Here is a 15,008-nt window from a genome sequence, read left to right as displayed (position 1 = left end):
GATGCTCTCCGCCATCTTCGTCGACCGCCCGCGCCTCGCGATCGTCATCGCCATCGTGACGTCGATCGCAGGCGCACTGGCGCTCCTCACCATCCCGGTGGCGCAGTATCCCGACATCGTGCCACCCCAGGTCTCGGTGACGACGGCCTATCCGGGCGCCTCCGCCGACGTGGTCGAATCGACCGTCGCGCAGCCGATCGAGTCGCAGGTCGTCGGCGTCGACAAGATGATCTACATGAAGAGCGTCAGCGGCAACGACGGCAGCTACACGCTCACCGCCTCGTTCGAGCTCGGCACCGACCCCGACATCAACGCCGTCAACGTCAACAACCGGGTCCAGATCGCGCTCGCCAAGCTCCCCGAGGACGTCCGCAAGCAGGGCGTCACGGTCAAGAAGAAGTCGTCGGCCCTGCTCGGCGTGCTGGCGGTCTACTCGCCGAAGGGCGCCCAGGACCCTTTGTTCATCTCGAACTACGTCACCATCAACCTGCTCGACCGGATCAAGAGCACGCCGGGCGTCGGCGATGCGACGCTGTGGGGCCCGCAGGACTACGCCATGCGGGCCTGGGTGCGGACCGACCAGCTCACCGGGCTCGACCTCACCGCCGGCGACGTCATCGGCGCCATCAAGGCGCAGAACGTCCAGGCGCCGGTCGGCCGGATCGGCGCGCGCCCGGTCTCGGACGAGCAGCAGCTGCAGCTCAGCATCCAGACGCAAGGCCGGCTCACCTCGCCCGAGCAGTTCCGCAACATCGTGCTGCGCACCAACCCGGACGGCTCGCTCCTGCGCCTCGGCGACGTCGCCCGGATCGAGCTCGGCGCGGCGAGCCTCGACCGCGAGACCCGGCTCAACGGCAGCCCCGCGACCGTGATCGCGATCTACCAGTCGCCCGGCGCCAACGCGATCGCGACGCTGAAGGAGGTCAAGGCCCGGGTCGAGGCGCTGAGCCCCTCCTTCCCGGAGGGGCTGGCCTGGAAGGTCACCTACGACCCCACCGCCTTCATCACCGAGACCGTGCACGAGGTGCAGAAGACCCTGGTCGAGGCCTTCGTGCTCGTCGTCGTGGTGGTGTTCCTGTTCCTGGGAAGCCTGCGCGCGACGCTGATCCCGACGCTCGCCGTGCCGGTGAGCCTGATCGGCACCTTCATCGCGCTGAAGGCCGTCGGCTACTCGGCGAACTCGGTCTCGCTGCTCGCCATGGTGCTGGCCATCGGCATCGTGGTCGACGACGCCATCGTGGTGGTCGAGAACGTCGAGCGGGTGATGGAGGAGCACCCGGAGCTCTCCCCCCGCGAGGCGACGAAGCGGGCGATGGCGGAGATCACCGCGCCGATCATCGCGATCACCCTGGTGCTGCTCTCGGTCTTCGTGCCGGTCGCCTTCGTGCCGGGCATCTCGGGCGAGCTCTTCCGCCAGTTCGCCGTGGCGGTCGCGGTCTCGATGTTCCTCTCGGCGATCAACGCGCTGACGCTCTCGCCGGCGCTCTGCGGCGTGCTGCTGCGCCCCCATCACGGGCCGCGGCGGGGCATCATGGGCCTCGTCATGCGCGCCATCGACGCCGTGCGCGACGGCTACGGCGCCGCGGTCGCCCGCATCGTGCGCCTGTCGATCGTCGGGCTCGTCCTGTCCCTGGCCGCCGCCTGGGGCACCGTGGAGCTCGCCAAGATCACCCCGACGGGGTTCCTGCCGGAGGACGACCAGGGCGCGTTCTTCGTCGTGGTGCAGCTCCCCGAGGGCGCCGCTGTCGGCCGGACCTCGGAGGTCGCCGCCAAGGCCGAGGCGATCCTGCGCGAGGAGCACGCGGTCGCCGACGCCACCACCGTGGTGGGCCTCAACTTCATCGACAACTACTCGCAGAGCAACGCCGCCTTCATGGTGGTGACGCTCAAGCCCTTCGAGGAGCGCAAAGGCGCGGGCGACGGCGCGGCGGCGCTGATCGCGCGGCTCGGACAGCGCTTCCGCACGATCCCCGAGGGCACCGTCGTGCCGATCGCGCCGCCGCCGATCATCGGGCTCGGCACCGGCGGCGGCTTCGCCTACGTGCTCGAGGACCTGCGCGGCGGCGATCCGAAGGAACTGGCCCAGGTGCTGCGCGGCCTCGTCGTCGCGGCCAACCAGGAGCCGAAGCTCAACCGGGTGTTCAGCACCTTCTCGGCGACGAACCCTTCCGTCTTCCTCGACATCGACCGCAACAAGGTCCAGATCCTCGGCGTCTCGCTCGACGCGGTGTTCCAGGCGCTGCAGGCCTCGCTCGGCGGCTACTACGTCAACGACATCAACCTGTTCGGCCGCACCTGGCAGGTCCAGGTCCAGGCCGAGGCCGACGACCGCCGGCGGATCGACGACATCTACCGCATCAACGTGCGCAACCGGGACGGCCAGATGGTTCCGTTGCGCAGCCTCGCCGAGGTGCGCATCGTCGTCGGACCGCCCGCACTGATCCGCTACAACAACCTGCGTGCCGTGACCGTGCAAGGCGGGCCGGCGCCGGGCGTCTCCTCCGGCCAGGCGCTCGCCGCCATGGAAGCGGTCGCCGCCCGCACCCTGCCCGCAGGCTTCGGCGGCGAGTGGACCGACACCGCCTTCCAGGAGAAGCGGGCGGAAGGCAAGACGGCGATCATCCTCGCCTTCGCGGTCTTGTTCGCCTTCCTGTTCCTGGTGGCGCTCTACGAGAGCTGGACGATCCCCGTGCCGGTGCTGCTCTCGGTCACGGTCGGCATCGTCGGCGCCTACGCGGCGATGGTCTGGGGCGGGCTCACCCTCGACCTCTACGCCCAGATCGGCATGGTGGTGCTGATCGGGCTCGCCGCCAAGAACGGCATCCTGATCGTCGAGTTCGCCAAGGAGCAGCGGGAGAAGGGCGTGCCCTTGCGCGAGGCCGCGACCGAGGGCGCGCGGCTGCGCTTCCGCCCGGTGATGATGACCTCCTTCGCCTTCATCCTCGGGCTGCTGCCGCTCGTCATCGCCACCGGCGCCTCCCAGCTCGCGCGGCGCGACGTCGGCACGCCGGTCTTCGGCGGCATGATCGCCGCGTCCTTCCTCGGCATCTTCGTGATCCCGCCGCTCTACGTCGTGTTCCAGGGCCTGCGCGAGCGGGCCTGGCGCCTGCTGGGAGGCCGGGAGGCCGCGGCGGATCCGACCGCCAAGCCCGGCAGGCCTGCCGACGCGCCCGCCGGCGCGCCCGGGCACCTGCCGGCGGAGTAGGGGAGGACCGGCCATGGACAAGATCGAACTGGACGAGACCGACCAGGGATTGCTGGCCGAGATCCGCGACGACGAAGCCGAACCGGTCGCGGGCGGCGGACGGCTCAAGCGCAAGTCCTATGAGCGCGAGCTGCACAAGCTCCAGGTGCAGCTCAGCCACCTCCAGACCTGGGTGCGGGAGACCGGCGCGCGGATCATCGTCGTGTTCGAGGGCCGCGATGCGGCCGGCAAGGGCGGGACCATCCGGGCGATCACCGAGCGGCTCAGCCCGCGGGTGTTCCGGATCGTGGCCCTGCCCGCCCCCTCCGACCGGGAGAAGACCCAGCTCTACCTGCAGCGCTACCTCGCACATTTCCCGGCCGCCGGCGAGATCGTGATCTTCGACCGCTCCTGGTACAACCGCGCCGGCGTCGAGACCGTGATGGGCTTCTGCAGCGAGGCCGAGCGGCAGCGCTTCTTCGCCCTGTGCCCGCCCTTCGAGCGGGTCATCACCGGCAGCGGCATCCGGCTCGTCAAGTTCTGGCTCGAGGTCGGCCGGCACGAGCAGCGCCGCCGTTTCGAGGCCCGCATCCACGATCCGTTGCGGCAGTGGAAGCTCAGCCCGATGGACGTCGAGTCCTACCGGCGCTGGTACGCGTATTCGCGCGCCCGCGACGCGATGCTGGCGGCCACCGACACCGAGGACCTGCCCTGGCACGTGGTGCGCTCCGACGACAAGCGGCGGGCGCGCCTGAACTGCATCGCGCACCTCCTCCACCTGATCCCCTACGAGGCGCGCGAGGTCGAGCCGGTGGAACTGCCCAAGCGCAGCAAGAAGGACGCCTACGACGACACTTTGCGCAACCGGCGCTTCGTGCCGGAGCTGTATTGATACGGTCCATCACGGGCCACGGCCCACAGACGGAGCAGGGCTGTCCCGGAAAACAAGAGGCACGGGTTTTCCCCTCTCCCCGCGGGCGGGGAGAGGACTTCTGGGGATCGAAGATCCCCCACGACCTTGTCGTCGATGAAGTGAGCCCGCAGGGCGAGGGTGAGGGGGTGTTTCCGGAAGAGGCTCATCCGGAAATACCCCCTCACCCTCGCTCCGGCTTTCGCCTGCGCTTGCCGTATCTCCTGAACAGAGACACGGCCCTCTCCCCGCCCGCGGGGAGAGGAGAGAACCCGCGCCATGTCTTGCTCCGAGATTTTCCCGGACAGCCCTGCGGATGGCTGGGCCCGGGCTAACGTCACACCCCCAGGCTCGCCTTGACCTCCTCCAGCCGCCGGATCGCCGCGTCGCAGCGGGCGCGGCGCGCGTAATCCGCCGTGCTGTCCTGCTCCAGGCGCAGCTCGGCGATCTCCTGGTCGAGCCGGTCGCCGTTCAGCTCCTCCATCGGCGTCACGCGCTCGGCCAGGATCGTGACCCGCTCCCCCGTCACCTCGGCGAAGCCGCCGCTGACGAAGGCCCGGCGGCCGGTGCCAGTTGCGTCGGTGGCGAAGACGATCCCGGCGAGCAGAGCGGTGACGACCGGGACGTGGCCGGGCAGCACCGTCATGTCGCCCTCGGCGGCCGGCAGGAGCACGGAGCGGACCTCGCCCGAGAACATCAGGCGCTCGGGCGTGACGAGCTCGGCGACGAGGAGGGCCATCGCGATCGCCTCACGCCATGATGCTCAGGCCGCCGTCGACGTAGAGCGTCGTGCCGGTGAGGCGGGCGGCGTAGGGCGTGGTCAGGAAGGCGGCGGTGAGGCCGACATCGTCGATGTCGACGAGCTCGCCGATCGGGGCGCGGGCGACGGCCTCGTTGAGCAGGAGGTCGAAGTCCTTGAGGCCCGAGGCCGCGCGGGTCTTGAGGGGTCCCGGCGACACGGCGTGGACGCGGATGTCGCGGTCGCCGAGCTCGTAGGCGAGGTAGCGCACGGTGCATTCGAGCGCCGCCTTGACCGGACCCATCAGGTTGTAGTTCGGCACGACCTTGCTGGCGCCGTGGTAGCTCATGGTCAGGAGCGTGCCGCCCTCGGTCATCAGCGGCGCGGCGAGCCGGGCCATGCGGATGAAGGAGTGGCAGGAGACGTCCATGGCGACCCCGAACCCCTCGGGCGAGCTGTCGACGAGCCGGCCCTGCAGGTCGGCCCGGGGCGCGAAGGCGATCGAGTGGAGCGCGATGTCGAGCCGGCCCCAGGTCGCGGCGATCTGCGCGAACACCCCCTCGAGGTCGCCCGGCTGCTGCACGTCGCAGGGCGCGAGGATCGGCGCGTCGAGCTCGCGCGCCAGGGGCTCGACGAAGGGCTTCGCCTTCTCGTTGAGGTAGGTGAGGGCGATCTGCGCCCCGAGCCGGCGGAAGACCCGGGCGCAGCCATAGGCGATCGAGTGCGCGTTGGCGACGCCGAGCACCAGGGCGTGCTTGCCGGCGAGCGCGTGGCCGTCGGGGATCTGCGTCATGGCTCTCGTCTCCGTTGGCCGGCGGCTCTCGTTTCCCAAGGTCTGGGGCCGGTGCCTCTGCGGTCACCCGCGCGAGGCGGATCCCGGCCCGGCTCAGCCGGCCTTCCGGGGCGCGGCGGCGTCCGACGGGACGCCGGCGGGCGCGAGGCCGAGGAGGTCGCGGAACCGCGGAAGCAGCGCACGCTGCTCCGGTCCGAGGCCGAGGCGGTTCGCCAGGCGGTCGACGACGTCGAGGAGGCGGCGGCGCTCCTCCGCCGTCCGCACCAGGTCCGGCAGGGACGCCATGGCGGCATCGGGCGCGTGCTCGACGACCGCCGCCTGCCGGCGGACGACCCGGGCCGCGTCGCTCGCCGACATGGCGAGCAGGCCGACATCGCGGCCGACGAGCTCGCGGATACGCTTCAGGGTCGACAGCCGCCGCTCCTTCGGACCGAGGCGGGCCATCAGCAGGCAGGCCCGAACGGCCGCATCGGTGAAGTCGCCCTCGGCGATGCGCGCAACCGCCTCGCGCAGGGCCGGCGTCCCCTCGGTCGCGGCGGCCGGCGCCTCGACGCGGGGCAGCACCACGCTCAAGCTCGCATAGGTGGCGTAGAACAGGTTCTCGGCCGACGCGTCCCGCATCTGGCGGTAGAAGTCCCAGGCCGCGGTGATCCCGGCGGCGCTCCGGCGCTCGGCCGCCGCCCAGAGTCCGGCCTCGTCGCGGTGGACGCGGTGGGCCCGCGCAAGATCGGCCCAAGGCGTGAGGGCGGAGAGGGCGGGGTTGAGGTCGGACAGCGCCCAGCGCCGGACCCGGAGCGGGTGCAGCGCCCGCAACGCCGCGCCGGCCTCGCGCGGCACCCACGCGCTCACGACCGGATGCACGAAGGTCTCGTAGGCCGCGGCGTTCAGGTCCGACACCCGGCGCACCGCCTCGAACGGCACCTCGTCCTTGCGGGCGTATTTCTGCAGCCGCTGCAGGTCCTCGACCTCGAGTTCGCGCAGCACCACGTCGTAGCGCGGCCCGCCCCCGGCTTCGGCGTCTTGAGGCATGTCCTCGACCGTCATGCCGTAGAGGCCGGGCGGCAGGTGCTCGATGTAGTCGAGGAGGTCGACGATCTGGGCGTGCTCGCGCCGCGCCACGTTCCCTGAGACGAAGATGCCGAGATGCCCGACGCTCTCGTGCATCAGCCCGACGATGACCTGCCCGTTGGCCTTCAGGTCCGCGGTGGTGGGATAGAGGTCGGCGACCCAGTTGAAGGCCTGCTGGGGCGGCGTGATGTTGTCGCCGAGCGAGGCGAACAGGATGATCGGCGAGCGGATCGCCCGGAGGTCGAAGGCCTTGCCCTCGGCCCACTCGGCGCGGCCGGCGGCGAGCCGGTTGCCGACGAACAGGGTGTCGACGATCCAGCGGATCTCCTCCCGGTTCATCAGGAAGTAGCCGCCCCACCAGCGCTCGAACTCGAGGAAGCGCGCCGGCTCGGTGTCGATCTTCGAGAAGAGCCCGTAGGCCTTGCCGAAGTTGGTGTTGGCCGGGTTCAAGGACTCGAAGTTCTCGACGAGGTGGGCGCCGTCGAAGACGCCGCCGCCGAGGTCGCTGGCCAGAAGCGCCGGCCACGACCCGCCGAGGAGCCCGCCGGCGTAGCGCATCGGGTTCTCGGCGTCGTTGCCGGCCCAGTACGACATCGGTGCGCCGTTGATCACCAGGGGGCCCGCTTGCTCGGGATCGAGCGCCCCCACCAGCATTGCGGCCCAGCCGCCCTGGCAGTTGCCGACGATCACCGGGCGGCCGCGGGTCGGGTGGCGCTCGCCCACCAGGCGCAGGAAGGCCGCCTCGGCCTGGGCGACGTCGGCGAGGGTCTGGCCCGGGACGGGCTCGGGGAAGAAGATCACCACGTAGACCGGGTGGCCGGCGCGGAGCGCCACGCCGACCTCGGAATCGGGCTTGAAGCCGCCGATGCCCGGGCCGTGGCCGGCCCGCGGATCGATGATGACGTAAGGCCGCTTGTCGGGATCGGTGGCGACGCCGTCCGGCGCCAGGATGCGGGCGAGCGCGTAGTTCGCCGGCCGGGCGAAGCCGCGCGCGTCGGCGACGATCTCCCACGGGAAGGCGAGGAGCGGCGGCTTGCCGGCCGCCTCGTGCGCCAGCCAGTCGTTGCCGCGCCGGCGCAGCGTGTCCCAGAACAGGAGCGAGCGCTGGGCGAAGTCGGCCCAGTAGGTCACCGCGTCGCCGAAGCCTTGCGCCGGCGTGACGGGCTTGAGCGCCTCGGTCCAGGCGCGGTTGGCCGCGAGCGTCGCCTCACAGCAATCCTGGAACGCCTTGGCGCAGCGCTCGCGGTAGAGCTCGGCCACGCGGGCCTGGACCGCGAACAGGGAGGGCGGCGCCGCGGCCGCGTCGGGGCGGGTCGTCCGGGTCTCGGCCATGGTCGTCTCTCCCTTGCGGCGGCGCCCTCGCGGCGGCGGCGCTCAGTGGCGCGTGGTCTCCCAGGTGAGGAAGAGGCCGACATCGCCCGGCATGCCGTCGGGCCAGTCGACGATCATCGCCCGCAGGCCGTAGCCGGCCGGATGCAGGCGGTCGTGCCAGAACTCGTAGGCCTGGCGCGGCCGGCCGGTCAGGGTCGCGGGCCAGCCCGGCTCCGCGTTGTTGATCGCCCGTCCCTTGTCGGTGCACATCAGGTTGGGGAAGCGCATCACCAGGAGCTCCTTCTTGCCCTGCTCGGCGGCGATGCGGAGCCGGTGCAGGAGCATCTGGGTGATCTCGTGCACCTTCTCGGGCGTCAGCGCGACAGGCTCGGCAAGCTGCTTGACCAGTTCCGCGCGCGCCTTGCCGGCGCGGTCCTGCCCTTCGATCTCCTTCATCGCCCGGGCGGCCTTGACGCGGGCCGAGTAGGCGTCGAGGTCGTCGGCCGACATGAACGGCTCGTTGCCGAGGTCGGCGGCCGGTTGCGTCGTCTGGGTCTCCATCGCTCAGTCTCCGTTCGCGAGGCTCGGACATGTCAGAGCGCCGGCCGGGATGCCGGCGCGAGCACCGCGCGCATCCCGCGCGCGATCATGGCCTCCTCGTCGGTGGGGATGACGAAGGCCTGCGGGCCGGGACCTCGCGTGATCCGCGGGCCGCCCGCGTCGTTCGCCGCCTCGTCGAGCCGGAAGCCGGTCCAGGCGGCGCCCCGCAGCACCTCGGCGCGGGTCGCGGCGTCGTTCTCGCCGATGCCCCCGGTGAAGACGAGGCCGTCGATGCCGCCGAGCGCCGCCACGAGCGAGCCGAGCTCGCGTCCGATGCGGTAGACGAAGAGGTCGATGGCCGTCCGCGCGCGCCGGTCCTCGGCGGCGCGCGCGCGCAGCGTCCGCATGTCGCCCGACAGGCCCGAGACGCCGAGCAACCCCGAGCGGGTGTAGAGGAGGCGTTCGGCCTCGTCGGCGTCGAGGTGCATCTCCCGCAGCAGGTAGAACACCACGCCCGGATCGAGGCTGCCGCAGCGCGTGCCCATCGGCAGCCCGTCGAGGGCCGAGAACCCCATCGTGGCGGCGACGCTGCGCCCGCCCGCGAGGGCGCACAGGCTCGCGCCGCTGCCGAGATGGGCCACGACCACCCGTCCCGCCGCGAGGGCGGGCGCGCAGGCGCCGAGCCGTTCGGCGACGAAGGCGTAGGACAGGCCATGGAAGCCGTAGCGGCGCACACCCCGGTCGGTGACCTCCGCCGGCAGGGCGAAACGCTGCGCGATCTCCGGCTGGCCGCGGTGGAAGGCGGTGTCGAAGCAAGCCACCTGCGGCAGGTCCGGGAATCGCCGGCGCACGATGCGGATCGGCGCGAGGTTGTGCGGCTGGTGCAGGGGCGCGAGCGGGACGAGGCGCTCCAGCGCCGCCAGCACCGCGTCGTCGACCCGCACGGGCGCGGCGTAATCGGCGCCGCCATGCACGACCCGATGCCCGACCGCCGCCAGCCGGTGCCCGCGCGCGTGATCCCGCAGCCAGGCGGCGACGTGGAGCAGGGCCTCCTCGTGGCCCAACGCCGTCTCCCGGCCGACATCGCCCGCGCCGAAGCGCTCGTCGGCGACGACCGCGCCGGTATGGTCGCGCACGATCATGTGCGCCGCGCCGCCGAGCCCCTCGAAGAGGCCGCGATAGAGACGGCGCGGCGCGCCGCCCTCGCCGGGCCCGAAGGTCTCTCCCGGTTCGAAGGATCCTTCCGGTTCGAAGATGTCTTCCGGTTCGAAGACCTGGAACTTCAGGCTCGAGGAACCGGCGTTCAGCACGAGCGAGGCCGGGATCATCGCTAGACCTCCGGCAGCGGGCTGGCGGCGCGCCGGCCCGAAGCGAACAGCGTGGCGACGGCGCAGGAGGCGAGCCGCGTCAGGCGCGCATCGGCCCGGCTCGTCAGGATGATCGGCACCCTGGCGCCGAGCACGATCCCGGCGGCGTCCGCATCGGCGAGGAAGGTCAGGCTCTTCGCCAGCATGTTGCCGGCCTCGAGATCCGGCACCACCAGCACGTTGGCGCGGCCGGCGACGGCTGAGCGGATCTTCTTGATCGCCGCCGCGCCGAGGTCGATGGCATTGTCGAGGGCGAGCGGCCCGTCGAGGACCGCACCGGTGATCTGACCGCGATCGGCCATCTTGCACAGCGCGGCGGCGTCGACGGTCGAGGGGACCTTCGGGTTGACCGTCTCCATGGCCGAGACGATCGCGACCCGCACCACCTCGACCCCGAAGGAATGCGCGAGGTCGATCGCGTTCTGGACGATGTCGCGCTTCTCCTCGAGCGTCGGGGCGATGTTGATGGCGGCGTCGGTGATGATGAGCGGATCGTCGTGGCCGGGCACGTCCATCACGAAGCAGTGGCTGAGGCGGCGCGCGGTCCGCAGCCCGCCCTCGCGCCGCACCACCGCCCCCATCAGCTCGTCGGTGTGGAGGCTGCCCTTCATCAAGGCGCCGGCCTCCCCGGCATTTACCAGCGCCACGGCCCGGGCGGCGGAGTCGTGGCTGTGGGCCGCCTCGACGATCCGGAGCGCCCCGAGGTCCCGGCCGCCGGCCGCGGCGGCGATCCTCGGCCGCGGACCGACCAGGATCGGCTCGATCAGCCCGAGATCCGCCGCCTCCAGGGCGGCGCCGAGCGAGGCTTCGTCGCACGGGTGCGCGACCGCGACCGCGAGGCGGGGCCGCGCCTGCGCGGCGGCGATCAGGCGCTCGTACTTCTCGTGCCGGCGGCGGGCCGGCGCCTCCTGCGTCGTCGAACGCACCACGCTGCTTCCTCCGGATCGGGTCGGACGCATCCCGGCGACGGCCGGGGCGGGTCCGCGACGGATGGCGGCTGCGCCTCCCGGCCGGCGGGCATCCCGGCACCTGCCGGCACTCTCGCAGCGGATGCGCCGCGCCGCTTGATCGCGCGGGACAGCATCGCCGGATCGGGACCGGCTCGTGCGGGCTCCTCGCCCGCGCCGGAGCGATCGTCGGTCGGCGGCGACCGTGACCCCGGTGCCGATGTCCGGCCGAGCGTCGCGACCGCCGCGCGCCGTCCGCCACGGCCGGATCGCCGAGCATGACCGATTCCGTAACGAGCGCCTGATCAACCGGGAGTTGAGCGAACGAGACTTGAGCGAACGAGACTTGAGCGAACGAGACTTGGACGTCGACCTGGACCTCGCGCGGACGCCTGTTGGACCTCGCGCGAGTGCCTGGCGGCGCGCGCTGCGGGGCTTCGTGACCCGTGCGATCAAGTGCGCGAGGCTTCCGCAGCCTACCCTCCGACGGACCCTGCGGGAGGACGGCCTGCGTGGACGGCGACCGTCGCCTCCGACGACCGCTCACGACCGTCCGCGACGGGCGGAGCATCGGTCCCTCCGACCCAGGAAGGAGACAGTCTCATGAAGCGCGTCATCGTCATCATCGCTGCTTCCGCCATCGCCGCCCTGTTCCTCGCGACCGCCGCCGAGGCGCGGGGCGGCTTTCGCGGAGGCGGATTCCGAGGCGGCGGCGTCCGGGGCGGCGGCATTCATGGCGGACGCGTCGCCGGCTATCGCGGTGGGTACGCCTACCGCGGACGCTACGGCTACCGGGGCGGGTACGGCCGCTACGGCTACGGGGTGGCGGCCGGGGCCGTCGGGGTCGCGGCAGCGGCGGGCTATTACGGCGCGACCCGCGGCGGCTGCGGTCCCTACCGGTACTGGGATGCCTATGCCGGCCTGTGTCGGCCGTACTGAGGGCATCCACGCCACCCGTCCCGTGGGCACCGTTCCCGCGACTGCGTCGCGCCCTCCCCCGGGGCAGCGACGCTCATCCTGATGTCATTCAGGGGCGCGGAGTGACCGTCCTGCGCACATGGCCAGCATCCGCAAGGCGTTGCGCCCCAAGATCCTGCGCCCCAAGATCCTGCGCCCCAAGATCCTGCGCTCCCCTGCGGTGGTCGAACCTCGGCGAGGCCGGAATGGCAATCCGGTGCTCGCCAGCCCTCCGCGACCACGACTGATCGTCTCGGACCTGGAATGCGGCCGCCGGTTGCCGATGATCGCGCGTGCGGTCCGACGACATGCCGGACCGCATCGTTCATGGATCTCTACAGCGTCACGAGAAGACGAGCTGATCCTGGATCTGGGCCACGGTGAAGTTCTGGACGATCACGCCGCCAGTGCCGCCCAGCTGCGTCGTGCTGACCAGGACGTCGCTGCCCTGCTGCGTCACCTGCAGGCTCGCCGGCGACATCCCCAGGAAGGTCAGGGCATCGGTATCGCCCGCCGCCTCGTGGAAGTCGCTCACACGATCGAACACCCCGGCCTGGAAGTCGCCGGCCTGGAACGCGAAGGTGTCCGACCCGGCTCCGCCCACGAGGGTGTCGGCCCCCTGGCCGCCATACAGGAAGTCGTTGCCGGCCTGGCCGTAGAGCTGGTTGGCGCCGCCGTCGCCCTGGAGGTTGTCGTCGAAGGCCGACCCGACCAGACCCTCGATGTTGGCGTAGCTGTCGCCCGCCGCCTCCCCGGTGTTGAAGCCGGGATTGTACAGCACCGCCGTGACCGCGCTCGTGGCGTAGTCGTAGCGGGCGAGATCGAAGCCGGCGCCGCCGTCGAGGCTGTCGCCGCCTTCGCCACCCCACAGGTTGTCGCTGCCGTCCCCGCCCGAGAGGCTGTCGGCGCCCGCCAGGCCGAAGAGCTGGTCGTCGCCGGCCTGGCCGAAGAGCTGGTTGACCCCAGCGTCACCCTGGAGGTTGTCGCCGAAGGCCGACCCGACCAGACCCTCGATGTTGGCGTAGCTGTCGCCCGCCGCCTCACCGGTGTTGAAGGCCGCGTTGTACAGCACCGCCGTGACCGCGCTCGCCGCGTAGTCGTAGCGCGCCAGGTCGAAGCCGGCGCCACCGTCGAGGCTGTCGGCCCCCTCGCCACCCCAGAGGTTGTCGTCGCCGCTCAGGCCGTAGATCTGGTTGGCGCCGGCGTCACCCTGGAGGTTGTCGCCGAAGCCCGAGCCGACCAGCCCCTCGATGCTGGTGTAGGTGTCGCCCGCCGCCTCACCGGTGTTGAGGGTGGCGTTGGACAGCACCGCCGTGACCCCGCTCGCGGCGTCGTCGTAGCGGGCGAAGTCGAAGCCGGCGCCGCCATCGAGCCCATCGCCGTCCAGGCCACCCCAGAGGCTGTCGTTGCCGTCGCCGCCCGAGAGGCTGTCCTTGCCGGCCAGACCGAAGAGCAGGTCGTCGCCGGCCTGGCCGAAGAGCTGGTTGACCCCGCCGTCACCCTGGAGGTTGTCGGCGAAGCCCGAGCCGACCAGCCCCTCGATGGCGGTGTAGCCGTCGCCCGCCGCCTCACCGGTGTTGAAGGCTGCGTTGTACAGCACCGCCGTGACCGCGCTCGCGGCGTAGTCGTAGCGCGCCAGGTCGAAGCCGGCCCCACCGTCGAGGCTGTCGCCGCCCTCGCCGCCCCACAGGTTGTCGCTGCCGTCCCCGCCCGAGAGGCTGTCGCTGCCCGCCAGGCCGAAGAGCTGGTCGTCGCCGGCCTGGCCGTAGAGCTGGTTGACCCCACCGTCGCCCTGGAGGTTGTCGGCGAAGCCTGAGCCGACCAGACCCTCGATGTTGGCGTAGGTGTCGCCCGCCGCCTCGCCGGTGTTGAAGCCGGCATTGTACAGCACCGCCGTGACCCCGCTCGCGGCGTAGTCGTAGCGGGCGAAGTCGAAGCCGGCCCCGCCGTCGAGCCCATCGCCGTCCAGGCCGCCCCAGAGGCTGTCGCCGCCGTCCCCGCCCGAGAGGCTGTCCTTGCCCGCCAGGCCGAAGAGCAGGTCGTCGCCGCTCAGGCCGTAGATCTGGTTGGCGCCGGCATCACCCTGGAGGTTGTCGCCGAAGCCCGAGCCGACCAGGCCCTCGATGGCGGTGTAGGTGTCGCCCGCCGCCTCCCCGGTGTTGAAGATGGCATCGTACAGCACCGCCGTGACCGCGCTCGCGGCGTCGTCGTAGCGGGCGAAATCGAAGCCGGCGCCGCCATCGAGCCCGTCGCCGTCCAGGCCGCCCCACAGGCTGTCGCCGCCGTCCCCGCCCGAGAGGCTGTCCTTGCCGGCCAGACCGAAGAGCAGGTCGTCGCCGGCCTGGCCGAAGAGCTGGTTGACCCCAGCGTCACCCTGGAGGTTGTCGCCGTAGCCCGAGCCGACCAGCCCCTCGATGCCGACGTAGCCGTCGCCCGCCGCCTCACCGGTGTTGAAGGCCGCGTTGTACAGCACCGCCGTGACCGCGCTCGCGGCGTAGTCGTAGCGCGCCAGGTCGAAGCCGGTCCCGCCGTCGAGGCTGTCGGCCCCCTCGCCGCCCCACAGGTTGTCGCTGCCGTCCCCGCCCGAGAGGCTGTCGGCGCCTGCCAGGCCGAAGAGCTGGTCGTCGCCGGCCTGGCCGTAGAGCTGGTTGGCCCCGCCGTCGCCCTGCAGGTTGTCGGCGTAGCCCGAGCCGACCAGACCCTCGATGTTGGCGTAGGTGTCGCCCGCCGCCTCGCCGGTGTTGAAGCCGGAGTTGTACAGCACCGCCGTGACCCCGCTCGCGGCGTAGTCGTAGCGGGCGAGATCGTAGCCGGCGCCGCCATCGAGCCCATCGCCGTCCAGGCCGCCCCAGAGGTTGTCGCTGCCCTCCCCGCCCGAGAGGGTGTCCTTGCCGGCTTGGCCGAGGAGCTGGTCGTCGCCCGCCAGGCCGGACAGGACGTTGCCATTCGCGTCGCCGGTGAGCGTGTCGCCGGCGCCGGCGACGTCGGCTCCGATCAGGATCTCGACCGAGGTGTAGGTGTCGCCGGCCGCAAAGCCGGTGTTGCCGCCCGGGCTCGACAGGTTCGCCACCACCGAGGCGCCCGCATCCTGGTAGGACGCGGTGTCGGTCCCGGCCCCGCCGTCGAGGACGTCGGCGCCGGCGCCGCCGACCAGGGTGTCGTTGCCGTCGCCGCCGGACAGGGTGTCGTTGC

The 15,008-nt window shown here is 71.9% G+C and carries 10 protein-coding genes; 3 read left to right on the top strand and 7 right to left on the bottom strand.

Features of this window, described 5'->3' with window-relative positions:
- Window position 1: 1 nt before the first annotated feature.
- Window positions 2-3,205, top strand: coding sequence for an efflux RND transporter permease subunit (locus tag EU555_RS13400; protein WP_135415146.1), 3,204 nt, complete (start codon window positions 2-4; stop codon window positions 3,203-3,205).
- A gap of 28 nt (window positions 3,206-3,233) precedes the next feature.
- Entirely contained in the window at window positions 3,234-4,076 is an 843-nt protein-coding gene (gene ppk2, locus EU555_RS13395) for a polyphosphate kinase 2 (RefSeq protein ID WP_135415350.1), read from the top strand.
- 355 nt (window positions 4,077-4,431) lie between these two features.
- Here the strand turns inward: ppk2 and atpC are convergent, their stop codons facing one another.
- From atpC to EU555_RS13360, 6 genes are all read right to left on the bottom strand, one after another.
- Complete coding sequence (atpC, locus tag EU555_RS13385) at window positions 4,432-4,833, bottom strand: ATP synthase F1 subunit epsilon (protein ID WP_135415145.1); 402 nt, start codon at window positions 4,831-4,833, stop codon at window positions 4,432-4,434.
- A 10-nt stretch (window positions 4,834-4,843) separates the two neighbouring features.
- Window positions 4,844-5,626, bottom strand: coding sequence for an enoyl-ACP reductase FabI (fabI, locus tag EU555_RS13380; RefSeq protein ID WP_135415144.1), 783 nt, complete (start codon window positions 5,624-5,626; stop codon window positions 4,844-4,846).
- 93 nt (window positions 5,627-5,719) lie between these two features.
- Complete coding sequence (locus EU555_RS13375) at window positions 5,720-8,026, bottom strand: DUF3141 domain-containing protein (protein WP_135415143.1); 2,307 nt, start codon at window positions 8,024-8,026, stop codon at window positions 5,720-5,722.
- 42 nt (window positions 8,027-8,068) lie between these two features.
- On the bottom strand, window positions 8,069-8,566 hold the full coding sequence (locus EU555_RS13370; protein WP_135415142.1) for a hypothetical protein: 498 nt from the start codon (window positions 8,564-8,566) through the stop codon (window positions 8,069-8,071).
- 32 nt (window positions 8,567-8,598) lie between these two features.
- Entirely contained in the window at window positions 8,599-9,873 is a 1,275-nt protein-coding gene (locus tag EU555_RS13365) for an acetate/propionate family kinase (RefSeq protein ID WP_135415141.1), read from the bottom strand.
- A gap of 2 nt (window positions 9,874-9,875) precedes the next feature.
- Window positions 9,876-10,841 carry a phosphate acetyltransferase gene (locus tag EU555_RS13360; protein WP_135415140.1) on the bottom strand — a complete coding sequence of 322 codons (966 nt, stop codon included), beginning with the start codon at window positions 10,839-10,841 and terminating at the stop codon, window positions 9,876-9,878.
- Window positions 10,842-11,462: 621 nt separating this feature from the next.
- On the opposite strand from EU555_RS13360, the gene EU555_RS13355 reads away from it, so the two are divergent.
- Entirely contained in the window at window positions 11,463-11,798 is a 336-nt protein-coding gene (locus tag EU555_RS13355; protein ID WP_135415139.1) for a hypothetical protein, read from the top strand.
- A gap of 361 nt (window positions 11,799-12,159) precedes the next feature.
- Here EU555_RS13355 and EU555_RS37485 read toward each other — a convergent pair.
- Window positions 12,160-15,008 (bottom strand): beta strand repeat-containing protein (locus EU555_RS37485; RefSeq protein WP_135415138.1); only part of this gene is annotated, 2,849 nt, incomplete at its 5' end.

The sequence above is a fragment of the Methylobacterium nonmethylotrophicum genome (assembly GCF_004745635.1).
Lineage (GTDB): Bacteria > Pseudomonadota > Alphaproteobacteria > Rhizobiales > Beijerinckiaceae > Methylobacterium > Methylobacterium nonmethylotrophicum.
This window is presented reverse-complemented; position numbering and strand designations above follow the sequence as displayed.